This is a genomic window from Sphingomonas oligophenolica (assembly GCF_006438955.1).
GTDB classification, from domain to species: domain Bacteria; phylum Pseudomonadota; class Alphaproteobacteria; order Sphingomonadales; family Sphingomonadaceae; genus Sphingomonas; species Sphingomonas oligophenolica_A.
On sequence record NZ_RCZK01000011.1, the window covers coordinates 1 to 22,735 of the forward strand.

21 protein-coding genes are annotated in these 22,735 nt (G+C 67.6%); 11 read left to right on the forward strand and 10 right to left on the reverse strand.

Features of this window, described 5'->3' with window-relative positions:
* The 3 genes from EAH84_RS12315 to wecB all read right to left on the reverse strand — a co-directional run.
* The coding region (locus tag EAH84_RS12315; protein WP_140868377.1) for a transposase at positions 1–211 on the reverse strand (211 nt) is incomplete at its 3' end.
* 369 nt (positions 212–580) lie between these two features.
* Positions 581–1,837, reverse strand: a complete 1,257-nt coding sequence (wecC, locus tag EAH84_RS12320) for a UDP-N-acetyl-D-mannosamine dehydrogenase (RefSeq protein ID WP_140872318.1) — start codon at positions 1,835–1,837, stop codon at positions 581–583.
* Positions 1,834–2,952: a non-hydrolyzing UDP-N-acetylglucosamine 2-epimerase gene (gene wecB / locus EAH84_RS12325; RefSeq protein ID WP_140872319.1), complete on the reverse strand. Its 1,119-nt coding sequence runs from the start codon at positions 2,950–2,952 to the stop codon at positions 1,834–1,836. Before wecB ends, wecC begins: the two co-directional genes overlap by 4 nt.
* A gap of 138 nt (positions 2,953–3,090) precedes the next feature.
* Between wecB and EAH84_RS12330 the strand changes: the two genes are divergently transcribed.
* Positions 3,091–3,873 (forward strand): DUF72 domain-containing protein, encoded by a 783-nt coding sequence (locus EAH84_RS12330; protein WP_140872320.1) that lies wholly within the window; start codon positions 3,091–3,093, stop codon positions 3,871–3,873.
* On the opposite strand, the gene EAH84_RS12335 is transcribed toward EAH84_RS12330, so the two are convergent.
* From EAH84_RS12335 to hemC, 3 genes are read right to left on the reverse strand one after another with little or no spacing between them, the layout of a single operon-like run.
* Positions 3,870–4,814: a hypothetical protein gene (locus EAH84_RS12335; protein WP_140872321.1), complete on the reverse strand. Its 945-nt coding sequence runs from the start codon at positions 4,812–4,814 to the stop codon at positions 3,870–3,872. The genes EAH84_RS12330 and EAH84_RS12335 overlap by 4 nt on opposite strands.
* 32 nt (positions 4,815–4,846) lie before the next feature.
* Positions 4,847–5,500, reverse strand: coding sequence for a uroporphyrinogen-III synthase (locus tag EAH84_RS12340; RefSeq protein ID WP_241656588.1), 654 nt, complete (start codon positions 5,498–5,500; stop codon positions 4,847–4,849).
* 14 nt (positions 5,501–5,514) lie between these two features.
* Positions 5,515–6,423, reverse strand: a complete 909-nt coding sequence (hemC, locus tag EAH84_RS12345) for a hydroxymethylbilane synthase (RefSeq protein WP_140872323.1) — start codon at positions 6,421–6,423, stop codon at positions 5,515–5,517.
* 63 nt (positions 6,424–6,486) lie between these two features.
* Here hemC and tsaD point away from each other — a divergent pair, with 63 nt between their 5' ends.
* From tsaD to EAH84_RS12360, 3 genes are read left to right on the forward strand one after another with little or no spacing between them, the layout of a single operon-like run.
* The gene (gene tsaD / locus EAH84_RS12350; protein WP_140872324.1) at positions 6,487–7,521 is read left to right on the forward strand and encodes a tRNA (adenosine(37)-N6)-threonylcarbamoyltransferase complex transferase subunit TsaD; all 1,035 of its coding nucleotides are present in this window, start codon (positions 6,487–6,489) and stop codon (positions 7,519–7,521) included.
* A gap of 10 nt (positions 7,522–7,531) precedes the next feature.
* Positions 7,532–8,509, forward strand: coding sequence for an NAD(P)H-dependent glycerol-3-phosphate dehydrogenase (locus tag EAH84_RS12355; RefSeq protein ID WP_140872325.1), 978 nt, complete (start codon positions 7,532–7,534; stop codon positions 8,507–8,509).
* Positions 8,506–9,042: a DUF1697 domain-containing protein gene (locus EAH84_RS12360; protein ID WP_140872326.1), complete on the forward strand. Its 537-nt coding sequence runs from the start codon at positions 8,506–8,508 to the stop codon at positions 9,040–9,042. The genes EAH84_RS12355 and EAH84_RS12360 overlap by 4 nt, the downstream gene beginning before the upstream one ends.
* A 17-nt stretch (positions 9,043–9,059) precedes the next feature.
* On the opposite strand, the gene EAH84_RS12365 is transcribed toward EAH84_RS12360, so the two are convergent.
* Positions 9,060–9,221 (reverse strand): DUF1674 domain-containing protein, encoded by a 162-nt coding sequence (locus EAH84_RS12365; RefSeq protein WP_140872327.1) that lies wholly within the window; start codon positions 9,219–9,221, stop codon positions 9,060–9,062.
* A 68-nt stretch (positions 9,222–9,289) separates the two neighbouring features.
* Here EAH84_RS12365 and EAH84_RS12370 point away from each other — a divergent pair, with 68 nt between their 5' ends.
* The 4 genes from EAH84_RS12370 to purH are packed head-to-tail and all read left to right on the forward strand — an operon-like array spanning position 9,290 to position 14,621.
* Entirely contained in the window at positions 9,290–10,582 is a 1,293-nt protein-coding gene (locus EAH84_RS12370; RefSeq protein WP_140872396.1) for an RsmB/NOP family class I SAM-dependent RNA methyltransferase, read from the forward strand.
* A gap of 46 nt (positions 10,583–10,628) precedes the next feature.
* A complete protein-coding gene (rpe, locus tag EAH84_RS12375) occupies positions 10,629–11,288 on the forward strand; it encodes a ribulose-phosphate 3-epimerase (protein WP_140872328.1) in 660 nt (219 codons plus the stop codon).
* A complete protein-coding gene (locus EAH84_RS12380; protein ID WP_140872329.1) occupies positions 11,285–13,033 on the forward strand; it encodes a heparinase II/III family protein in 1,749 nt (582 codons plus the stop codon). The genes rpe and EAH84_RS12380 overlap by 4 nt, the downstream gene beginning before the upstream one ends.
* Positions 13,034–13,052: 19 nt before the next feature.
* Positions 13,053–14,621: a bifunctional phosphoribosylaminoimidazolecarboxamide formyltransferase/IMP cyclohydrolase gene (purH, locus tag EAH84_RS12385; RefSeq protein ID WP_140872330.1), complete on the forward strand. Its 1,569-nt coding sequence runs from the start codon at positions 13,053–13,055 to the stop codon at positions 14,619–14,621.
* Between the two features lies 1 nt (position 14,622).
* On the opposite strand, the gene EAH84_RS12390 is transcribed toward purH, so the two are convergent.
* From EAH84_RS12390 to EAH84_RS12400, 3 genes are all read right to left on the reverse strand, one after another.
* On the reverse strand, positions 14,623–16,140 hold the full coding sequence (locus tag EAH84_RS12390) for a lipopolysaccharide biosynthesis protein (protein ID WP_140872331.1): 1,518 nt from the start codon (positions 16,138–16,140) through the stop codon (positions 14,623–14,625).
* Between the two features lie 28 nt (positions 16,141–16,168).
* A complete protein-coding gene (gene polA, locus EAH84_RS12395) occupies positions 16,169–18,952 on the reverse strand; it encodes a DNA polymerase I (protein ID WP_140872332.1) in 2,784 nt (927 codons plus the stop codon).
* 100 nt (positions 18,953–19,052) lie between these two features.
* Positions 19,053–20,165 carry a serine hydrolase gene (locus EAH84_RS12400; RefSeq protein ID WP_140872333.1) on the reverse strand — a complete coding sequence of 371 codons (1,113 nt, stop codon included), beginning with the start codon at positions 20,163–20,165 and terminating at the stop codon, positions 19,053–19,055.
* Positions 20,166–20,305: 140 nt separating this feature from the next.
* Between EAH84_RS12400 and EAH84_RS12405 the strand changes: the two genes are divergently transcribed.
* The 3 genes from EAH84_RS12405 to EAH84_RS12415 are packed head-to-tail and all read left to right on the forward strand — an operon-like array spanning position 20,306 to position 22,629.
* On the forward strand, positions 20,306–21,547 hold the full coding sequence (locus EAH84_RS12405) for a cation:proton antiporter (RefSeq protein WP_140872334.1): 1,242 nt from the start codon (positions 20,306–20,308) through the stop codon (positions 21,545–21,547).
* Between the two features lie 54 nt (positions 21,548–21,601).
* Positions 21,602–21,892 (forward strand): metal-sensitive transcriptional regulator, encoded by a 291-nt coding sequence (locus EAH84_RS12410; RefSeq protein ID WP_241656590.1) that lies wholly within the window; start codon positions 21,602–21,604, stop codon positions 21,890–21,892.
* A complete protein-coding gene (locus tag EAH84_RS12415; RefSeq protein ID WP_140872336.1) occupies positions 21,889–22,629 on the forward strand; it encodes a MauE/DoxX family redox-associated membrane protein in 741 nt (246 codons plus the stop codon). The genes EAH84_RS12410 and EAH84_RS12415 overlap by 4 nt, the downstream gene beginning before the upstream one ends.
* Positions 22,630–22,735 lie beyond the last annotated feature (106 nt).

A 22,735-nucleotide genomic window follows, 5' to 3' on the forward strand; every position in this document is an offset into this window, starting at 1 on the left:
TCACGTCGATCGCCGGTTCGCTCGCGGCCGGCTCCGATCCGAATACGTCCGCCGCGCCCTCCAGCAGCCGGGATCGCCACTGGTTGATGAGGTTTGGATGCACGTCATACTGCTGCGCCAACTCGGCCAGCGTCTTCTCACCCTTCACGGCAGCCAGAGCTACCTTGGCCTTAAACGCCGGGCTGTGATTCCGGCGGGGTCGCTTGCTCATCTTGCCTCCTGGGGCGGCCAACATGGCCGCGGTCAGATCGGCAATCCACTTATCCCCGCTGTTCAGATTTCCCGAGCCACCTCTCATCCCCGCTGCCGCCCGGCAACTCAATCCTTCGTCAACCGCGGCCAGTGCCTGCGAACGCAGATCCATCGATAATGGCTTACCCATCCATGCCGACCTCCATCCAGCCAGCATGCCGAATCAGATCGGCACGCCTATTGGATTCCCTGAGCCACTCATATCTTGCGAAAGCCGCTCTAACGAAACGCAAATGCGTCGAGCGAGCACCATCTAGTCCTATCGCGGCAAACCGGTCAAGCACCAGCCACTTATGGCGAAGTGAACTGACAACGTGTTATTCGCGGGTCACCCCGCGCTCCAGATCCCGCGGGTGTCGAGGATTGCCTTGCCGCTCCGCTCGCTCGCGGGGACCGCGCGGAAGACATCGTGATCGACCAGGACAATCATTACCGGGCATGTCTCCAGCGCAGTGTCGATGTCGATCAGCGTCGCGCCGTGGCGGGCGAGCGGGTCGGGCAAGCGATCGGTGTGCGGTTCGACGATGCGGATACGGTCGCCGAACCGCGCCGCCAGTGCCTCGACGATCTCGATCGCCGGGCTCTGGCGGAAATCGTCGATGTTGGCCTTGAACGCCAAGCCTAGGCACGCGATCGCCGCGTCGGGATGCGCCTCGGCCAGCGCGATCGCCTGATCGACGACGTGTCGGGTCTTGCCGTCATTGACGCCGCGGGCGGCGCGGATCAGCGGAGTTTCGGCGGGCGCGGCGTGGACCAGGAACCATGGGTCGACCGCGATGCAATGACCGCCCACCCCCGGCCCCGGCTGGAGGATGTTGACCCGCGGATGGCGGTTGGCGAGCTTGATCACTTCCCAGACGTCGACATCCAGTTTGTCCGCGACGATGCTCATTTCGTTGGCGAAGGCGATGTTGACGTCGCGATAGGCGTTTTCGACGAGCTTCGTCATCTCCGCCGCGCGGGCCGAGGTCGTGACGCAGGCGCCGCGCACGAACCGGCGGTACAGGCTCAGCGCCTGGCGCGCGCATCGCGGCGTGATCCCACCGATGACCCGATCATTGTCGATGAGCTCGACGAGGATGCGGCCCGGCAGGACGCGTTCGGGGCAATAGGCGATGGCGACATCGGGATGGTCGCCCGCCGCGCTGGGAAACCGCAGGTCGGCGCGCGCGGCGCTGAGCAGGTCGCGGACCTGTTCGGTGGTCCCGACCGGAGAGGTCGATTCGAGGATGACCGTATCACCCTTCTTGAGCACCGGCGCGATCGTCCGGCTTGCTTCCAGCACGTACGCGATGTCGGGGACATGGTCGGGACCGAACGGGGTCGGAACCGCGATCACGAACACGTCGGCGGGTTCGATCACCGTCGACGCGCGCAGGTCACCGCGCGCGACCACGCCCGAGACGAGCCCGTCCAAATCGACTTCCTCGATATGGACCTTGCCCGAATTGATCGTGTCGACGACGCTGGGCGATACATCGACGCCGAGCACCTGCGCGCCGGTCCGCGCGATCACCGCGGCGGTGGGCAGGCCGATATAGCCCAGCCCGATGACGACGACCTTGAGTTCAGCGTGCGACTTCATCGGTCGAGATCATCCCTGATTATCCGCGCGATCCGCTCGCTGGCGTGGCCATCGCCGAACGGATTGTGCGCGCGCGCCATCGCGGCATAGGCGGCGTTGTCGTCGAGAAGCGTGAAGACTTCGGAAACGATCCGGTCTTCGTCGGTGCCGACCAGCCTGGCGGTGCCCGCGGTCACCCCCTCGGGGCGTTCGGTCGTATCGCGCATCACGAGGACCGGCTTGCCGAGAGCGGGGGCTTCTTCCTGAACTCCCCCCGAATCGGTCAGCGCCAGATGACAAAGGTCGAGCGCGCGGATGAAATGCGGATAATCGAGCGGGGCGATCCGCGCGATCGCGGGATGATTGCCGAGGATGTCGTCCATCACTGCGCCGACATGGGGATTGGGGTGCATCGGAAAGAGGATCGCCGTATCGGATCGCGCGGCGATGCGGCGCAGTGCGCGCGCGATGTTGCCCATCGCGTCACCGAAATTTTCGCGCCGATGCGTCGTCACGAGCACCAGCTTCTTGCCCGCGAACCGGTTGGCGATATCGTCTAGGCCTGCGGCAAGCGATGGGTGGACAGCGATCCGCTCGCGCGTCCAATTCAGCGCATCGATGACGGTATTGCCGGTGACGTGGACCCCGCGGGTCACGTTTTCGCGCGCCAGCGCCGCAGCGGCGGTGGCGGTGGGCGCGAAATGCAGGTCGGCGATCGGCGCCACGACGCGGCGGTTCACCTCCTCGGGCCAGGGGTGATAGATATCCCCCGACCGCAATCCCGCCTCGACGTGCGCGACGGGAATCTTGCGGTAATAGGCGGCAAGGGCCCCCGCCATCGCGGTCGCGGTATCACCCTGGACGATCACGCGGGCGGGCGTTTCGCGGTCCATCACGTCGCCGAGTCCCGTCAACAGCCGCGCGGTGAGCCGATCGAGCGATTGGCCGGGCTCCATCAGATCGAGGTCGATGTCGGGGACTAGGTCGGCGATCGCGAGCACCTGGTCGAGCAGGCCGCGATGCTGCGCCGTGACACACGTCCGCACGGTCAGGCCGGCATGCGCCAGCGCGCGAACGACGGGGAACACCTTGATCGCTTCGGGACGGGTGCCGAATATGACGAGAATCTTGGTCATTCCTACCATCATAACCCGATATGCTTAAAGCTGTATTGGGGCCACACATCCGAAATCCGGGTTGTGGGATCGGGGCAACGACATCTCCCCCCAATACCTCTGTTGGGCGTTCTCGCAACCTGTCAGTATAGATCGGACATGACGATACGAATCGGGATCGGCGGCTGGACCTACGAGCCATGGCGCGGGACATTCTATCCCGACAAATGGCCACAGAAGCGCGAGCTGGAATATGCCGCGGGAAAGCTCACCGCGATCGAGGTCAACGGCACCTATTATTCGGGGTTCAAGCCCGCGACCTTCGCGTCGTGGCGCGACCAGGTGCCCGACGATTTCATGTTCGCACTGAAGGCGTCGCGCTATTGCACCAACCGCAAGGTTCTGGCCGAGGCGGGGGCGTCGATCGAGCGCTTCGTCGGACAGGGGATCGTCGAGCTTGGCGACAAATTGGGGCCGATCTTGTGGCAGTTCATGGCGACGAAAAAATTCGATGCGGCGGATTTCGGCGCATTCCTGAAGCTGCTCCCGGCGAAGCAGGACGGCATCGCGCTGCGGCACGCGGTGCAGGTACGCCATGAGAGCTTCGCGGTTCCCGAGTTCGTCGCGATGTGCCGCGCGGCGGGCGTTGTGATCGTCTATGCGCAGTCGAACGACTATCCCGCGATCGCCGATGTGACGGGCGATTTCGTCTATGCACGGCTCGAAACCGCGACCGAAGACGAGCCGCTGGGCTATAGCACGGCTGAGCTCGATCGTTGGGCGACAGCGGCGGAGACGTGGCAGGCGGGCGGTCGGCCCGACGACCTGCACTATATCAGCGAGGCGCCCGCGCGGATTGAACGCGATGTCTTTCATTTCTTCATTGCAGGCGCGAAGGTTCGCAATCCCGCAGCGGCGCAGGCGTTGATCGATCGCGTCTAGATCGCGGGTTCGGGCGCGGTCGTGCTCAGTTGCTGGGGATCGGTCGCCGTTCCCCCTGCCGGCGGGGGCGGAGGCGCGGCGGCTCGACCGAGGATGGCGGCATTCTCGATCAGGTCAAGCGCGTGGCGCGCGGTAACGTAGCGGTTCGCCGCAGTCGTCCAGTTGGCGGCATCGCTCGCGCCGGGCAGGCGTTTCACTTCGCCAAGCGCGGCTTCCACCTGTCCCCCCTCGAGCAGGCGTTTGGCGCGAGCGAGGCGGTCCGCCGGGAGCGGCGACGGTGTTCCCGCCTTGCGCAATACGACAAGGTTCGACAGTTCGCGCTGGAGGCTGCGCCACCAATTGTCCGCGCGCACGGTGCTGATGTCGGGGGCGATCGCGTCGAGTCCCTGGCGCAGATCCTCCAGCGTCACCGGGTTGCGCGATGCCTGGATCACGTAGATCACCGCGCGCGGCTGGACGCCGCCGAAGCGATTGCGGAGCTGATCCTCGATATAACCGAGGCCCAGTCCGCGATCTAGCGCCCGGCGCGCGGCGAACGCGATCAACAGCCCTTCCGCGCGGGTTGCCTGCCCCCGCGCGGCGGCGGCATCGGCGGACACACCGGCGGTGCGTGCCTCGAGCGAGGTGAGTTGCGCGGCGAGCGCAGCTTCGCGCGTCGCGAGCAGCACCGGATCGGTCGGCGATGCCACCGCGGGCGACTCGCCGTTCGCGTTGAGCGGCGCGGCGGGGCTGAACCCAGCCGCCTCATCGCGCGTCTCGTCGTCCTTGCCGGACGCGACCGCGCTGATCTTTGAGCGCGCGCCGCCGAAGAATGGCACGTGCTTCATCGCATAGCCCATCAGCACGAGCCCGGCGACGAACGCCACCACGAACCCCGCGATGATGAAGCCGGTTCGGTTGCCGCGCGGCGCTGCCGGGTCGGTCGACACATAATCTGCCATGCGCCCGCTTATCCTCGTCCCGGGCTGGCCGGTCAATCGCGTGCGGACCCTGTCGCGATCACGGCAGCGATGAGGGCGTCGTCGTCGGGGGTCGCGGCGACGTGGACCGCGCGCCATCGCGCACCCGCCGCCGCGGCGACCGCGCCGCTGAGTGCCGCGATTCCGATGCGCCTGCGGTCGAGGCCGTCGCGATCGACCAGCGCGGTGACATGACGCGCGGCGCGGGGCGAATGGAGCAGCACCGTCCGATCGACGAACCGCGCGGTGGCCTCGGCGTCGATGTCGATTGCGTCGCTGGCATAGACGATGATCGCGTCGACGCCGGGGAGATCCACCCGGTCCCGCCCCGCGAGATGGAGCAGCCGGTCGAAGCCTCGGGTCCGCGCCAGCGCGACAGCAGATGCGGCATCGTGCGTGCCAACCACCGCGACCTCGAACCCCGCCGACCGCGCCGCCACGGCGCTTGCCTCGCCGACCGCGACGACCGGCCGATCGCGCAACGTGGCAAGTCCGATACCCCCGTGGCGCATCGCGTTGGCGCTCGTGACCAATATCGCATCGATCCGGGTCGACGAGGGGCACGTCCAAGGAACGGGCGCAACCGCGAACAGTGGCATCGCGATGGCTTCGCGTCCCGCAGCGCGCGCGCGCGCGACCGTGGCGCTGAGCCCCGGTTCGGGACGCACCACGACGAGGTTGGTCAGGGGCAGAAGAGCTTCCGGATCGCTGCGGGCGCGCGCGTCAGCAAATCCTGTGCGAGGCGCGCGCCGATCTCGGCGCCGTCGGTCCCTTCGGCATGGCCTTCGACCTGCTCGGTGCCATCTTCTGACAGCAATTCGGCGCGCAGCGTCAGCATTTCACCCGCCAGGCTGGCGAGCGCGGCGACGGGAGAATGGCAATCCGCCCCCAGCGCGGCGAGCAGCGCGCGCTCGGTCAGCACACACGCGCTCGTCGCGGGATAGTCGATCGCGCCGACGATCATCGCGGCGGACTCGTCGTCGGCGCGGACCTCGATCCCGACCGCGCCCTGTGCGGGGGCGGGAAGCATCAGGTCGGTCGGGATTGCATGGCCGACCTCGCGTCCGAGCCGATCGAGCCCGGCGGCGGCGAGCAGCGTCGCGTCGGCCTCCCCCGCCGCCAGCTTGGCAAGCCGGGTATCGACATTGCCGCGGAACAACACGACCGTCAGGTCGGGGCGCAACCGCAACAGTTGCGCGCGGCGTCGCGGCGAACTCGTCCCGACGATTGCGCGCTGGCGCAGCGCCGCGACGCTGTCGGCGCCGATCAGCCGGTCGCGGACGTCGGCGCGGGGCAGCATCGCCGCGATCGCGATCATCGCCGGGCGGATCGTTTCGACATCCTTCATCGAATGGACCGCGGCGTCGATCTCGCGCGCCTCGATCGCGCGGTCGAGCTCCTTGGTCCACAGCGCCTTGCCGCCGATTTCGGCGAGCGCGCGGTCCTGGATCCGATCCCCCGTCGTGCGGATGATCACGGTCTCGACCTCGTCCGCGTGCCAGCCATGCGCGGCGCATAGCGCATCACGGACCATCGCCGCCTGTGTCCGCGCCAGCGGCGAACCGCGCGTCCCTAGCCTGAACCGGATCATCGCCGCGTCATGCAGAATCGTGCCCGGTTCGACAAGCGGGGGGCCAGGCAATAGGGCGGGGGCATGATCATCCTGGGCATCGAATCATCGTGCGACGAGACCGCGGCAGCGCTGGTGACCGGCGATCGACGGGTGCTCAGCCATCGGCTCGCGGGGCAGGAGGCGGCGCATACACCGTTCGGCGGGGTCGTCCCCGAAATCGCGGCGCGCGCGCATGTCGAGGCGCTCGAGCCGCTAATCGCGGCCGCGCTGGCGGATGCCGAGCTGACGCTGGCCGAAGTCGACGCGATCGCGGCAACCGCGGGGCCGGGGCTGATCGGCGGGGTGATGGTCGGGCTCGTCACCGGCAAGGCGTTGGCGCACGCGGCGGGCAAGCCGCTGATCGCGGTCAACCACCTCGAAGGCCATGCGCTGAGCCCGCGGCTGTCCGATCCCGATCTCGCCTTCCCCTATCTGCTGCTGCTGGTGTCGGGGGGGCATTGCCAGTTGCTGCTGGTCGAGGGGGTCGCGCGCTATCGCCGCCTGGCGACGACGATCGACGACGCCGCGGGCGAGGCGTTCGACAAGACCGCCAAGCTGCTCGGGCTCGGCTTTCCCGGCGGTCCCGCGGTCGAACGCGCGGCGGCGCTGGGGCAGCCGACGGTGCCGTTGCCGCGCCCGCTGAAGGGCTCGCCAGAGCCGCATTTCTCGTTCGCGGGGCTCAAGAGCGCGGTGTCGCGCGCTGCCGGGCAGCATCCGGCGGAAGATCTGGCGGCCTCGTTCCAGCTCGCGGTGGTCGAGTGCCTGATCGACCGAACCGCACAGGCGCTCCGATCACTGCCTGCCGGGGGTAAGCGCCCGACCGCGCTCGTCGTCGCGGGTGGGGTCGCGGCCAACATGGCGGTGCGTTCCGCGTTGCATACGCTGGCGCGCGAACATGATCTCAGGTTCGTGGCGCCGCCGCTGTGGCTGTGCACCGACAATGCCGCGATGATCGCGTGGGCGGGCGCCGAACGGTTCGCTGCGGGGCTGACCGATCCGCTCGATATCGCGCCGCGACCGCGCTGGCCGCTCGATCCGTCGGCCGAACCGGTCAGGGGCGCGGGGGTGAAGGCGTGAGGGCGAGGTCATGAAGATCGGGGTGATCGGCGGCGGTGCCTGGGGCACCGCGCTCGCGCAGGTCGCGGCGCATGGGAATCGCGACGTGCTGCTCTGGGCGCGCGAGCCCGATGTCGTCGCCGCGATCAACGATCGTCATGAGAACAGCAGCTTCCTCGCCGGGGTCGCGCTGTCGCCGACGATCCGCGCTATGGGCTCGCTCGGCGATCTGAGCGGGTGCGACGCGCTGCTGGTCGTCACGCCCGCGCAGCACGTGCGCGCGGTGCTCGCCGAGACCTCCGTCGGTGCGACTCCGCTGGTGCTGTGCGCCAAGGGGATCGAGGCGGGGACGCGGATGCTCATCGGCGAGGTCGCACGGCAGGTCCATCCGCACGCCCCCGTCGCGGTGCTGTCGGGGCCGACCTTCGCGCACGAGGTCGCCGCGGGGCTGCCGACTGCGGTGACGCTCGCTGCAGAAGACGACGACTTGCGCGCAGCGCTGTCGGATCGCCTCGCCGCACCGCATTTCCGGCCCTATGCGAGCAGCGATGTCGTCGGTGCGGAGATCGGCGGCGCGGTCAAGAACGTGCTCGCGATCGCGTGCGGAGTCGTCGAAGGCGCGGGGCTTGGCCAGAACGCGCGCGCCGCGCTGATCGCGCGCGGCTTTGCCGAGATGACGCGCTTCGGCCTCGCCCGTGGCGCGCGCGCGGAAACGCTCGCGGGGCTCTCGGGGCTCGGCGACCTCGTCCTCACCTGCTCCTCGACTAGTAGCCGCAATTTCTCGCTCGGCGTCGGCCTGGGGCGCGGCGGTTCGGCGGGTGCACTCATGGCGGATCGCCGCACCGTGGCGGAGGGCGCGTTCACCGCGCCGGTGCTGGCCGAGGCCGCACGCGAGGCGGGGGTCGACATGCCTGTCACCGATGCGGTGTGCCACCTGCTCGCCGGCGCGGGAATCGCTGACGTCATCGCCGACCTGTTGGCGCGACCACTCCGTGAGGAAGGCGCGTGAAGTGGGCGGCGCTGCTCCGCGGCGTCAACGTCGGGGGTAATCGCAAACTGCCGATGGCCGACCTGCGCAGCTTCGTCGAAGGACTGGGCTATGGTGAGGTGCAGACGCTACTCGCCTCGGGCAACGTCGTGTTCGAGACCGACGAGCGCGATGCCGCCGCGATCGAATCGACGCTCGCGACCGCGGCCACGAAGACGCTGCGGCTCGACACCGATTGGTTCGTGCGCAGCCACGCCGATCTCGCCGCGATCATCGAGGCCAATCCGTTTCCCGATGCGGCGGAGACGCGCCCGAACCATGTCTTGGTGCTATTTCATGCCGAGGAATTTCCGGCCGGCAAAATCGATGCGCTGGGCGAAGCCTATGACGGACCCGAACGACTCGCTGCGGTCGGCCGCGAACTGTTCATCGATTTCCCCGATGGGATCGGGCGTTCGACGCTCCATCCCGCGATGGCGAAGGGCAAGTTTCCCAAGGTCGCGACCGGGCGGAACTGGAACACGGTGACCAAATTGGCGACGTTGACCGCCTGACCTGTCCGGATCGCCGGTCAGAAATCGATCGCGATGCCCTTGAGCTCCCAGTCGCCATAGCGAACCGGATCGCGGTCGAGCGGATCGTCCTCGGGGCGCCGCATCGGCTCGGGATCGGGGACCGGTTGGGTCTTCGAAAGATAGGCGGGCGGTTTGACGTGCGGGGGGCGGGTGCCCATGGCTGATCTCCTCGTCTTCATATGGCTTTCGCTCAACTGTTTTCCACCCCAGATTGTTTTCCAGGAGTATCGCCACCCTGTCTCGCCCTCCCGCCATTCTGGGCGCACCCGCCCGCCTCGCCGCCTTGCGGCTGCTCGACGCGGTGCTGCGTCGCGGCGAGCCGCTCGAATCGGCGCTGACCGCCGCGACCCGCCACATCCACGGCCCCGATCGCGGGCTCGCGCATGCGATCGCGGCGGAGGTGCTCCGGCGGTTGCCTGATCTCGACGCGCTGATCGATTCGGTCACCGAGCGCGCGCTGCCCGACGATGCGAAGGCCCGGATGGCGCTGCGGATCGCGCTGGTCCAGGTGCTGGTGCTGGGCACGCCTCAGCACGCCGCTATCTCGACCGCGCTGCCGCTGGTCGAGGGTGGCCCGCGCAAGCTGGTCCATGGTGTCTTCAGCGCGATCATGAAGAGCGGGGTGCTGCTGCCCGAAGTCCCCGCGTTGCCCGCGCCGGTCGAATATCGCTGGGACGCCGCGTGGGGCGGCGAGGTGGCGGACGCCGCCGCGCGTGCGATCGCCGCGCCGCCGCCGCTCGACGTGACGCTCGCCGACTGGTCTTCGACCGCGCAATGGGCGGAACGGCTCGGCGGGATCAGCCTGGCGCCCGGCCATGTGCGCATCGCCGATCATGCGTCGGTGGTCGACATGCCCGGTTACAAGGACGGCGCGTGGTGGGTGCAGGACCTTGCCGCGACGATCCCCGCGCGGATCATCGGGACGGGACCCGAGGGGGGCGAGGGCACCGCGATCGACCTCTGCGCCGCGCCCGGCGGCAAGACGCTCCAGCTTGTCGCGCAGGGCTGGCACGTCGCCGCGGTCGATTCGTCGCAGGCGCGGATCAAGCGGCTGCGCGAGAATCTCTATCGGACGCACAGCAAGGCCGAAGTCGTCCATGGCGACGCGCTGCTCTGGTCGCCCGCCGCGCCGGTCGACGCGCTGCTGATCGACGCGCCGTGCAGCGCGACCGGGATTTTTCGCCGTCACCCCGACGTGCTTCATCGCGTCCGCCCGAGCGTAATCGCGGAAATGGCAGCGGTGCAGGCGCGGATTCTCGCGCGCGCCGCCGACTGGGTGAAACCGGGGGGCACATTGGTCTATGCGACGTGCAGCCTGGAGCCCGCCGAGGGAGAGGTGCAGCTCGATGCGTTTCTGTCGGCGCGCAGCGATTACGCGATCGACGCGCCCGATGCGGCGATGCTGCCCCCCGGCATACCGGTTAGCGACCGCGGCTATGTTCGGACCCTGCCGGGCATGCTGGAGGCCGAGGGTGGGTGCGATGGGTTCTTCGTCGCGCGGCTCAGGCGCGCGGCATAATCGCAACGCTTCCGCCGCGGCGCATCACACGCTAGAGCACGCGGTCATGAATCCCGTCCGTATCGCGCCTTCCATCCTCTCCGCCGATTTCGCCCGCCTTGGCGACGAAGTGCGCGCGATCGACGCGGCGGGGGCGGACTGGATCCATGTCGACGTCATGGACGGTCATTTCGTTCCCAACATCTCGTTCGGCCCGGCGGTGATGAAATCGGTCCGCGGGATGACGACCAAGCCGTTCGACGTCCACCTGATGATCAGCCCGGTCGACGCGTATCTCGATGCGTTCGCCGAGGCTGGCGCGGACACGATCACCGTCCATGTCGAGGCGGGGCCGCACATCCACCGCTCGCTCCAGCACATCAAGGTGCTCGGCAAGCGCGCGGGGGTGGTCCTGTGTCCCGGCACGCCCGCCAAGATGCTCGATTACCTGATCGATATGGTCGACCTGGTGCTGGTGATGAGCGTCAACCCCGGGTTCGGCGGTCAGCAATTCATCCCGAGCCAGCTCAAGAAGATCGCGGCGATCCGCAAGATGATCGACGCCAGCGGTCGTGCGATCGATCTCGAGGTTGATGGCGGGATCGACCCAGATACCGCGGCGCGCTGCATCGACGCGGGGGCCGACGCGCTGGTCGCGGGCACCGCGGTGTTCAAGGATGGGCCGCACGGCTACGCCGCCAACATCGCTGCCTTGCGGGGCCAATGACCGACACCCCCGACGCGGAGGCCATCGACCCGCAGGCATTGGATGGCGTCGAGGAGGGCAAGCGGCTGATCCGTCTGGGTGGCGACACCGGGCTCAGCCTCGCCGAGCGGCTGTCCGAACGATTCCAGCGGCTGACCTGGCGGACGCCGATTCACACGATGCGTCTGCGCGGGCGCTATCCGCTGAAGCTGATCGCGGTGCCCGGCGACCCCGTCATCGGCGACATCAAGCGCGGGCAGGCGCTGCTGGCCGGCACCGTGTCGTTCCAGGGCGAACATCACGCGCTCGATGCGCTCGATTTTGGTCGCCGGGACTGGTCGCGCCCGTTTGCGGATTATGTCCACAGCTTCGCGTGGCTGCGCGACCTGTCCACCGTCGCGACCCGCCCGCAGGGCGCGCCGATCGCCGAACGGCTGCTGGCGCGCTGGCTCGATGCTTATTCGGACAAGGTCGATGCGCTCGCGTGGCGCCCCGATCTGTGGGGGCGGCGCATCCTGTTCTGGACGTCGCACGCGCCGCTCATCCTGTCGTCGACCGACCTGGTGTACCGATCGAGCGTCCTCAACACGCTCGCACGCGGCGCGCGGCATCTCGATCGCGGTGCCGACAAGGCCGCGCCCGGATCTCGGCGGATCGCGGCGTGGTGCGGCGTCGTCGCGGCAGGGCTGCTAATTCCCGGCGGCGATCCGCGCAAAAGTTTCGGTGAGGCCGGGCTGGCGCGCGCGCTGGCGGGCGGGCTGAGCGACGATGGCGGCGCGGTATCGCGCAGCCCCGCGATGCTGCTCGATGCGATCATGCTGCTTGCGATGCTGCGTGAAACCTATGCGGCGCGGCGGCTCGAGCTGCCCGACCCGGTGCAGGCGGCGCTCGCGCGGATGGTACCCGCCTTGCTCGGCACGACGCACGGCGACCGTGCGTTGGCGAGCTGGCAGGGCGGCGGCCCCGCCACCGCCGACCGGGTCGCGGCGGTGATCGAAGCAAGCGGGGTGCGCACCCGCCCGCTTCGTCAGGCGCGAGACTGGGGCTATCAGCGGCTCGCTGCGGGCAGCGCGGTACTGATCGTCGACGCCGCCCCGCCCCCCGTCGCGCGGCTGGTCGAAAGCGGCTGCGCGTCGACGCTGGCGTTCGAGTTTTCCGACGGCACGGCCCGGCTGATCGTCAATTGCGGTGGATCGCAGGCGGCGAGCACGCAATTGCCGAAAAAGATTATCGGGGGCCTGCGCACGACTGCGGCGCATTCGACGCTGATCGTCGGCGATTCGAACTCGACCGCGATCCACCCCGACGGCACGCTGGGGCGCGGCGTCGCCGAGGTCGAATTGTCGCGCCAGGAATCGGCTGCGGCGAGCCGGATCGAGGCCAGCCACGACGGCTATGTTCGGCGCTGGGGATTCGTCCATCGGCGGCAGTTGATGCTGACCGGCGACGGACGCGAACTGCGTGGCGAGGATGCGCTGCTGCCGAGCGGGCGCAAGCGCAAGGCACCGACGACACCCTTCGCGATTCGCTTCCATCTGGGAGCGCGGGTTGAGGCGTCCGCGACTGCCGACGGACTCGCCGCGATCCTGCGGGTTCCCGGCGGCGCGCTGTGGCAGTTCCGCTGTCGCGGCGGCATGCTCACGATCGACGATTCGCTCTGGATCGATGGGCAGGGGCGCCCGATTGCGACCCAGCAGCTCGTCGTTGTCGGTGAGGCGGCGGCGGGCGGCGCCAGCGTTAGCTGGGCCTTGAAGCGCGCCGCCTGAACCGCCAAGGGCCACCGGCATGACCGATATCCCGATCCGCCGCGCGCTCCTCTCCGTGTCCGACAAGACGGGCGTCGTCGATCTCGCCAAGGCGCTCGCCGCCCGTGACGTCGAACTCGTCTCGACCGGGGGCACCGCAAAGGCGCTGCGCGAGGCCGGGCTTGAGGTCCGCGACGTCAGCGACCTTACCGGCTTTCCCGAGATGATGGATGGGCGGGTGAAGACGCTTCACCCGATGATCCACGGCGGCTTGCTCGCGGTGCGCGACGATGCGGGGCATGCCGCGTCGATGGCGGAGCATGGGATCGGCGGGATCGACCTCGTCGTCGTCAACCTCTATCCGTTCGAGGCGACCGTCGCGAAGGGCGAGGATCGCGCCACGATCATCGAAAATATCGACATCGGCGGGCCATCGATGGTGCGGTCGGCGGCGAAGAACCATGCCTATGTCGCGATTGTCACTGACCCGGCCGATTATGCGCTGGTCGAACCAGGAACGACCACGCTCGATGATCGCAAGCGGCTGGCGGCGAAGGCCTATGCGGCGACCGCCGTTTATGACGGCGCGATCGCGCAATGGTTCGCGTTCGCCGACCAGGGCGAGCGCTTTCCCGACACGCTGCCGCTGACGTTGAAGCGTGCGGGCGACGAACTGCGCTATGGCGAGAACCCGCACCAGGCCGCCGCCTTCTACGCCGCCACCGGTCCTGCCACGCGCGGCATCGGGCAGGCACGGCAGGTGCAGGGCAAGGCGCTGAGCTATAACAATCTGAACGACGCCGACGCCGCGCTCGAACTCGTCGCCGAGTTTCGCGACGCCGAACCGACCGTCGTCATCGTCAAGCACGCCAATCCGTGCGGCGTCGCGACCGCGTCGACGCTCGCCGAGGCATACGACGCCGCGTTCGCATGCGACACGGTGTCGGCGTTCGGGGGGATCATCGCACTCAATCGCCGCCTCGACGCCGCGACCGCGCAGGCGATCGTGGGCATCTTCACCGAAGTCGTCGTCGCGCCCGATGCCGACGAGGACGCGATCGCGCTATTCGCGGCGAAGAAGAATTTGCGGTTGCTGCTGACCGGCGACCTGCCCGATCCGGCGCGCGGCGGGATCGCGGCGAAATCGATCGCGGGGGGCTGGCTGGTCCAGTCGCGCGATAACGGATGCCCGGGCGACCTCAAGGTCGTGACGAGGCGCCAGCCGACGGACCAGGAACTCGACGATTGCCGCTTCGCCTGGACCGTCGCCAAGCACGTCAAGTCGAACGCGATCGTCTATGCCAAGGACGGCAGCACCGCGGGGATCGGGGCGGGGCAGATGAACCGCCTCGAATCGGCGCGAATCGCGGCGTGGAAGGCGAAGGATGCCGCGGCGAAGGCGGGCTGGGATGCGCCCCGCACGATCGGATCGGCGGTCGCGTCGGACGCGTTCTTTCCGTTCGCCGACGGGCTGCTCGCCGCGATCGAGGCGGGTGCGACCGCGGTGATCCAGCCGGGCGGGTCGATCCGCGATGAGGCGGTGATCGCCGCCGCCGACGATGCGGGGCTCGCGATGATCTTCACCGGCATGCGCCACTTTCGCCACTAGGTCAGCGGATCGGCGCACCCAGGTTGGGCAGCGTCGCTTCGTCCGCGCTCGGCATCTTGCGGAACAGCGCACGATCGGCGGGGCCGAATGCGAATTTCCACAGGATGACGAGATACGTCGCCGCGATCGCGGGCACTCCGAAGACGATTTCGGTCCAGCGATACTGGTCGGGGAGGGAGGTGAACACCGAACCCACCGCGATCGCCGCCAGCGCCGCCCAGACCAGCGGCCACCGCCACGCCGATACCGGTGCGCCGAGGATGTGGCGGAGTAATCGCGCCTTGACGATCGAAGTAATCCCGACGCTCAGCATCAACGCGACCGCCGGCCCCGCCGCCTGAAAGCTGGTCGGCCAATCCAGCGCGCGCATGCCCAGAATCAGAGCGAGGCTCAGCCCGATCTGGACGCCGAGCATCACGGTCGAGATCATCAGGTTGCGATGCCGCGCGGTATAGACCAGCGCAGATTCGCACACCGCGCCGGTCGACGCGAACACCTCGGCGGTCAGCAGGAACCCCAGCGCTGCGGTGCCCGCGACGAACTGCGGCCCGACCACCCCCATCACGGCCTCGCCGGGGATCGATCCCATCAGCGCGAGTCCGGCCTGCGCCGCCATGATCCAGAACGCGACCTGACGCACCTGGTTGGCGATCGCGGCGCGGTCGCCATTGGCCAGGCTCTGGGTGATGACCGGGCCGAGGATCGGGTCGAAGCTCGTCTTCAGCTTCTGCGGCAGAGAGGCCACCTGCTGCGCCATGTAATAGATGCCGACGACGCGCGGCTCGAACATCACGCCCAGGATGAAGCGATCGACATTGCGGCTGCCCCATTCCAGCGCGTCGGCCCCCGCGAGCGGCGCGTTGGCGCGCGCGAGCGCGGCGAGCTTGACCGGGTGCGGTGACCAGCCATGCGGCAGGCCGTAGCTCTTGAGGAACGGCACCAGGCTCGCGATCAGTGCCGCGGTCATCGACGCGACGTAACTGAGCACCAGCCCGTCCTTGATCGTGAATAGCGAAAACGCCCAGGCCGCGATGCTGATCGTCCACGGCTCGATCACTGCGCGCGCGGTCACCGCCGCCTTGACGTTCAATCGATAGGCAAGCGCGGCCAAGCTGACGTCGGACCAGGCGATCGCGACGATGATGCACGGGAAGAATCGGTCGAGCCCGCCGATCCCGCTGTTGGGGTACATGATCTGCGGAAACGCGATCAGCACCACGCTCGCCGCCATTGATGCGACGAACGCGAGCGCCAGCGCATCCCAGACGATATTGCTGGGCGGATCGTCCGATTGGCTGAGCGCCTGCGCCAGCCCGCGTTTCAACCCCAGCGTCGCGAGCAGCGCGGCGAGCTCGACGACGACGACCGCGAGCGCAAACCGCCCGACGAGATCCGGACCGTAGAGCCGACCCGCGATGAACAGGAACGGGATCCGCGCGGCCAGCCGCAGCACGAACCCCGCGATATTGGTGCGGCCGCCCTTGGCGAGCGTATCGATGTCGGCAGTCGGTGCGGTCACGATCGGTCGGACGCGGGGGGCGACGGGGTCAATGTGCCGCGCCCCAACTCGCGCCGGTGCCGATCTCGATTCCCAGCGGCACGTCGAGTGTAACCACCGGCGCCGCCGCGGTCGCCATCACGCGCTCGATCACGGGTTTCGCCGCTTCGACGTCGCGTTCGGGCAGTTCGAAGACGAGTTCGTCATGCACCTGAAGCAGCATGCTGACATCCGTCAGCCCCGCTGCGGCGAGTGCGGGCTCCATCCGGATCATCGCGCGCTTGATGATATCGGCGCTCGATCCCTGGATCGGCGCGTTGATCGCGGCGCGTTCGGCGCCTTGGCGCTCGTGCTGGACCTTCGACTTGATCCGGGGGAAATGCGTCTTGCGGCCGAACAGCGTCTCGGTGAAGCCGCGCTCGCGGACCTGGGTCAGCGTCTCGGTGATATAGCGGTTGATCCCGGGAAAGCGTTCGAAATAGCGGTCGATCATCGCCTGCGCCTCGTCGGCGGTCACGTCGAGCCGCCCCGCGAGCCCCCAGCGGCTGATCCCGTACAGGATCGCGAAGTTGATCGTCTTGGCGCGTCCGCGGGTGTCGCGGTTGACCTCGCCGAACAGTTCCTGCGCGGTCAGGTTGTGGATATCGACGCCGTCTGCGAACGCCTGTTTAAGCGCGGGGACGTCCGCCATGTGCGCCGCGAGCCGCAGCTCGATCTGCGAATAATCGGCGGCGAGGATGACGTTCCCCGGCTCGGCGACGAACGCGTCCCGAATCTGGCGGCCCACCTCGGTGCGGATCGGGATGTTCTGGAGGTTGGGGTCGGTCGAACTCAGCCGACCGGTCTGCGCGCCGGTCAGGCTGTACGAGGTGTGGACCCGCCCCGTCGCGGGATTGATCTGCGCCTGGAGCGCATCGGTATAGGTACTCTTGAGCTTTGACAGCTGCCGCCAGTCGAGCACCCGCGCCGCGATTTCTGCGCCTGGCAAATCCTTGTCGGCGGCGATTCGATCGAGTTCGTTGACGTCGGTCGAATAGACCCCGCTCTTGCCCTTGCGACCGCCCTTGATCCCCATCTGCTCGAACAGGATGTCGCCAAGCTGCTTGGGACTGCCGATCGTGAAGGGCTGGCCCACGATCCCGTGGATCGTTTTTTCGAGGTCGGCGATCTGCCCCGAAAATTCGGTCGACAAGCCGGCCAGCTTCGCCCGGTCGACCTTGATCCCGCGGGTTTCCATCCGCGCGATGACGGGGATCAGCGGGCGATCGACCATCTCGTACACGCGCGTCGCGCCCTCCGCGGGCAGCCGTGCCTTGAACCGTTTCCACAGCCGATAAGTGACGTCGGCGTCCTCGCCGGCGTAGCGGGTTGCGGCCTTCAGATCGATTTCGTTGAAGGTCCGTTGCGACTTGCCCGTCCCCACCACGTCCTTGAACGCGATGCAGCTATGGCTGAGATGCGTCGCGGCGAGTTCGTCCATCCCGTGACCGTGGAGCCCGGCATCGAGATCGAAGCTCATGACGATCGTGTCGTCGTGCGGCGCAATGGCGATTCCGCCCACCTCATCGCACAGTCCGAGCACGATCATGTCGTATTTCAGGTTATGCCCGATCTTGAGCACCGACGGGTCCTCGAACAAGTCCTTGAGCCTGGCGAGTGCCAGCGCGCGGTCGATCTGTGGCGGCACCTCGGCGAACATGTCGCTGCCGCCGTGGCCGAGCGGGACGTAGCAGGCGAGGTTGGGGTGGAGCGCCAGGCTCACCCCGACCAGTTCGGCGCGGGTGGCGTCCACTCCGGTCGTCTCGGTATCGATCGCGATCCAGCCCTGGTGGCGCGCGATCGCGATCCAGCGGTCGAGCGCGTCGAGGTCGCCCACGGTTTCATAACCGTCGTGATCGCACGGCGGGTCCTCCTCCATCGGCACGCTGGCGGGCTGGGGAACTGGCGGGTCGGCGGGGCTCGCGCCATTCACCCCGTCGAGCTTGGTCAGCAGCGACCGGAAGCCGTGATGATCGAGGAAGGCGCGCAAGGGGGCGTCGGGGATGCCCTTCAGCTCGAGATCGTCGAGCGGCTCGGGGAGCGCGACATCGCATTTGAGCGTCACGAGTATCTTCGACAGCCGCGCCATCTCGGTATGTTCGATCAGATTGTCGCGCAGCTTGCCCGCCTTCATCGCCGGTGCGGCGGCGAGCACGGCTTCGAGATCGCCATGTTCGAGGATCAGCTTCGCGGCGGTCTTGGGGCCGACCCCAGGCACGCCGGGGACGTTGTCGACGCTGTCGCCCATCAGCGCGAGCACGTCGCCGAGCTGCATCGGCGTGATGCCAAAGAATTTTTCCGCGACATGCTCAGCGCTGAGCCGCCGATTGTTCATCGTGTCGTACAGGTCGAGCCCGGGCTCGATCAACTGCATCAGATCCTTGTCGGAACTGACGATGGTGACTTCCCACCCCTGCGCCAATGCCGCCTTGGCATAGCAGGCGATGATATCGTCGGCCTCCAGCCCCTCGGTCTCGATACACGGCAGCGAAAACGCGCGCGTCGCGTCGCGGATCATCGGGAATTGCGGGACGAGATCCTCTGGCGGGGGCGGACGCTGCGCCTTGTATTTGTCGTAGAGGTCGTTGCGGAAGGTCTTCGACGACTTGTCGAGGATCACCGCCATATGGGTCGGGCCATCGGCCTTGTGGACCTCGTCGGCGAGCTTCCACAGCATCGTGGTATAGCCATAGACCGCGCCGACCGGCTCGCCATGCTTGTTGGTGAGCGGGGGCAGGCGATGATAGGCGCGGAAGATATAGCCCGAGCCGTCGACAAGATAGAGATGGGGCATCGTGGTCGGGGTCTAGCCGAGTGTGGCGGGGCGACCAACCGAATGTTCCCCCATGGCCACACACGGCCACCCACTGTGACCCGCCTGCATCGGTGAGGCGCTAGTTGGCCGTCCCGTTCGCGCCGCGATTGCCCGCATAGGTCGCGACCGCGTTGGCAACCGCCTGGATCAGTTGCTGGCGAGACCGCACCGATTCGCGGGTGTCGCCGATCATCACCGCGATCGTATAGCGGCGCCCGTCAGGCGCAGTGATCAATCCGACATCGTTGAACCCTGCGTTGCGACCGCTCAGATCCTGCCCGGTCCCGGTCTTGTGCGCGATGCCCCACCCGCCGGGCAGCGCGGCACGCAGCCGTGCCCGACCGGTGACCGAATTGCCCATCGTATCGAGCATGATCCGGGTCGAGGTCTCCGACAGCACCTCGCCGCGCGCCAGTCGCGCAAGCGCATCGGCGATCGCGATCGGCGCGGCGCCATCGGGCGGATCGGCGGTATAGGCGTCGAGCGCGGCGGTGCGCGCGGCGTTCGACAACCGCGAGCGCGCGATCATGAAGCCGTTGTCCTGGGCATAAGCCTGGGTCCAGGTCAGTCCCGCGGTCTTCGACTGGAGCAGGCGTTCGCCGGGGCCGAACCGGATATCACCCAACTGTTTGCGCTCGATCATCGCGCGCACCGCCTGCGGCCCGCCGACATAGCTCAGCAGGCGATCATTGGCGGTGTTGTCGCTATGGGTCAGCGCGCGGGTGAGCAGGTCGCCGACGGTGGTGTGATAGCCGTCGCCCTTCACCAGCCCCGCGATCGGCTGGTGGAACAATGTCAGATCCTCGGGGCGGACGACGATCGGGTCGTCGAGGCGTGCCTTGCCCTGGTCGCGCAGGTCGAGCAGCGTGATCGCCACCCACAATTTGCTCACCGATTGCTGCGGCAGCCGCTGGCGCGCGGTTTCCTCGACGGTCCAGCCCTCGTCGACCGCGCGAACCGCGATCCCGAACTTGCCCGAGAACCCGCGGGCGAGCGCATCGATCGCGCTGGTCAGTTGGGGTGGCGCCGCCGAGCGGCGCGGCGGCACGGGGGCAGGCACCGGGATCGAGACGAACACGGGGGGCGAGGGTGCCGGGGCGCTGGCGCTAGATCCCGGGCGCTCGTTCGACCCACACGACACCAGCGCCAGCGCGACCGCGCCCAGCGTCAAGAACTGCGGTAGTTTACACATCGTTGAGCAACATCACTGGCATTAGACCCCCGTTACGCCTTACCTGTGGCCAGAGCCGGGGTGGACACAACGTCCGACGGACCCGGATTGCGACGAGGCGTCTTGTCTATACGACCAAGCGTGAACGAGGGCTAAACGCGATGCAAGGCTTTGATTTTCCAACGTTGGGCGCGCTGTTGTTCGTCGCCGCGCTGGTCGCGATCGCGACGCACAAGTTGAAGCTTCCCTACAGCATCGGGCTGGTCGCGGCGGGGGTGGCGCTGGCGTTGATCGCGCCGGGGACCACGCCGCCGCTGACGCCGGAACTCATCTTCTTCGTGTTCTTGCCGCCGCTGGTGTTCGAAGCGGCGATCCAGATTCCATGGAGACCGCTGCGGCGCGAGATGCCGCTGCTGCTCGCGCTCGTGACGATCGGGGTCGTCCTGGCGGCGGGGGTGGTCGCGGTGGGTATGCATTGGTGGATGAAGTGGAGCTGGATCGGCGCCGCGCTGTTCGGCGTGCTGATCGCCGCCACCGACCCGGTCGCGGTGATTTCGGCGTTCAAGCAACTGCGCGTCCAGCCGCGGCTCCATCTGCTGGTCGAGGCCGAAAGCCTGCTTAACGACGGGGTCGCGGCGGTCGGCTTCGCGATTCTCGTGACGATTGCGGCGGGCGCCGATGCGAATGTCGGCACGATCGGATTCGATCTCGTCAAGACGGTGTTCGGTGGGATCGCCGCGGGCGCGGTCGTCGCGCTGCCGCTGATCCTGATCGCGGGGCGGACCCGCGATCGGCTCGTCGAGATCACGCTGACCATGCTGATCGCCTATGGCAGTTTCCTGCTCGCCGAGCATTTCCACGCCTCGGGGGTGCTCGCGACGCTCACCGCGGGGCTGATCGTCGGCAATTACGGTTTCCTGGGATCGATCAGCGACGATGGGCGACAAGGCGTGCTCCATCATTGGGAATTCGTCGCGTTCCTGATCAATTCGATGATCTTCATCCTGATCGGCGGACGCGAGGCGCATACCCCGATCCTGGCGCTGATCGAGGCGGCGATGGCGGCGACGCTGCTCAGCCTGGCGGGGCGTGCGGTCGCGGTTTATCCGGTGATGATGGCGTTCACGAAGACGCGGCTGTGCGTCCCCTGGGCCTATAAGCACGTGCTGTTCTGGGGGGGCTTGCGCGGAGCACTGGCACTGGCGCTGGCGCTCGCGTTGCCCGCGAGCGTTCCCGAGCGCGGCCAGATCATCACCGTCGCGTTCGCGGTCGTCGCGTTCTCGATCTTCGTCCAGGGGCTGACGATGCCGCTGATCATCCGCTGGCTCGGGTTGATCCGCGACGAGGGTGTCGAGCCGACCGACAAGGAAAAGCTTACCGAACCGGTCGGGTCGCCAGTCTGAGCAGGTCCGGTCAAGCGCCTTGTATAAAGGTGAAGCGATCATAATATACCCCCCGTGGGTATAGAATCGACCGTCAAACCTCACCGATCCGCCACGATCAATCGGCTCCGCCGGATCGAGGGCCAGGTGCGCGGTGTCGCATCGATGGTGGAGAACGATCGCTATTGCATCGACATTCTCCACCAGGTGCAGGCGGTGAAGGCCGCGCTCGCCAAGGTCGAGAGCGGCATCCTGAAGGATCATGCGGCCTGCTGTGTCGCGGACGCGATCGCGTCGGGCGATCCGGCGGCGCAACGCGGCAAGTTCGCCGAACTGGTCGATTTGTTCGAAAAGGTGAAACGATGACCACGACCAAGAAACGAGCCACCGTCCACCGGATGGTGATGGAAAAGCACGTCTGCCCGTGGGGACTCAAGACCAAGTGGCTGCTCGAGCACGAGGGCTATGACGTCGAGGATCATTGGCTGACGACGCGCGCGGAAACCGATGCGTTCAAGGCCGAATGGGATGTGAAGACCACCCCGCAGACCTTTATCGATGGCGAACGGATCGGCGGCTATGACGATCTGCGCCGGTATCTGGGCAAGCCGGTCAAGGATCCCGATGCGGTGACGTACACGCCGGTCATCGCGATCTTCGCGATGACCGCGCTGATGGCGCTGGCGGGAAGCTGGGCGACGCTCGGCGCGCTGCTCACCGTGCGCGCGGGCGAGTGGTTCATCGCGTTGTCGATGTGCGTGCTCGCGATCCAGAAGCTGCGCGACATCGATAGCTTCGCGACGATGTTCCTCGGTTACGACCTGCTCGCCAAACGGTGGCTGCCCTATGCCTATCTCTACCCGTTCGGCGAGGCGCTGGCGGGGGTGTTGATGATCGCGGGCGCGGCGATGTGGCTCGCGGTGCCGGTCGCGCTGGTCATCGGCGGGATCGGCGCGGTCTCGGTGTTCTACGCGGTCTACGTCCAGAAGCGCGAATTGAAATGCGCGTGCGTCGGCGGCAGTTCGAACGTGCCGCTGGGCTTCGTGTCGCTGACCGAAAATGTCATGATGGTCGCGATGGCGATCTGGATGATCGCGACGTGACGCGCACGCTGGTCGACGGCGAATTCGGCCTGCGATCACGGGATGACATCAGGCGCGAAATCGATGTCCCCTTGCATCTGGGCCGGATTATGCGCCAAGCGGCTTG

Coding starts and splice junctions, on each gene's coding strand:
- EAH84_RS12355 (WP_140872325.1), top strand. CDS start 7,532: ATGAAGATCGGGGTGATCGGCGGCGGTGCCTGGGGCACCGCGCTCGCG.
- rpe (WP_140872328.1), top strand. CDS start 10,629: ATGAATCCCGTCCGTATCGCGCCTTCCATCCTCTCCGCCGATTTCGCC.
- EAH84_RS12400 (WP_140872333.1), bottom strand. CDS start 20,165: ATGTGTAAACTACCGCAGTTCTTGACGCTGGGCGCGGTCGCGCTGGCG.
- wecB (WP_140872319.1), bottom strand. CDS start 2,952: ATGACCAAGATTCTCGTCATATTCGGCACCCGTCCCGAAGCGATCAAG.
- EAH84_RS12330 (WP_140872320.1), top strand. CDS start 3,091: ATGACGATACGAATCGGGATCGGCGGCTGGACCTACGAGCCATGGCGC.
- EAH84_RS12415 (WP_140872336.1), top strand. CDS start 21,889: ATGACCACGACCAAGAAACGAGCCACCGTCCACCGGATGGTGATGGAA.
- EAH84_RS12335 (WP_140872321.1), bottom strand. CDS start 4,814: ATGGCAGATTATGTGTCGACCGACCCGGCAGCGCCGCGCGGCAACCGA.
- wecC (WP_140872318.1), bottom strand. CDS start 1,837: ATGAAGTCGCACGCTGAACTCAAGGTCGTCGTCATCGGGCTGGGCTAT.
- EAH84_RS12405 (WP_140872334.1), top strand. CDS start 20,306: ATGCAAGGCTTTGATTTTCCAACGTTGGGCGCGCTGTTGTTCGTCGCC.
- purH (WP_140872330.1), top strand. CDS start 13,053: ATGACCGATATCCCGATCCGCCGCGCGCTCCTCTCCGTGTCCGACAAG.
- tsaD (WP_140872324.1), top strand. CDS start 6,487: ATGATCATCCTGGGCATCGAATCATCGTGCGACGAGACCGCGGCAGCG.
- hemC (WP_140872323.1), bottom strand. CDS start 6,423: ATGATCCGGTTCAGGCTAGGGACGCGCGGTTCGCCGCTGGCGCGGACA.
- EAH84_RS12365 (WP_140872327.1), bottom strand. CDS start 9,221: ATGGGCACCCGCCCCCCGCACGTCAAACCGCCCGCCTATCTTTCGAAG.
- EAH84_RS12380 (WP_140872329.1), top strand. CDS start 11,285: ATGACCGACACCCCCGACGCGGAGGCCATCGACCCGCAGGCATTGGAT.
- polA (WP_140872332.1), bottom strand. CDS start 18,952: ATGCCCCATCTCTATCTTGTCGACGGCTCGGGCTATATCTTCCGCGCC.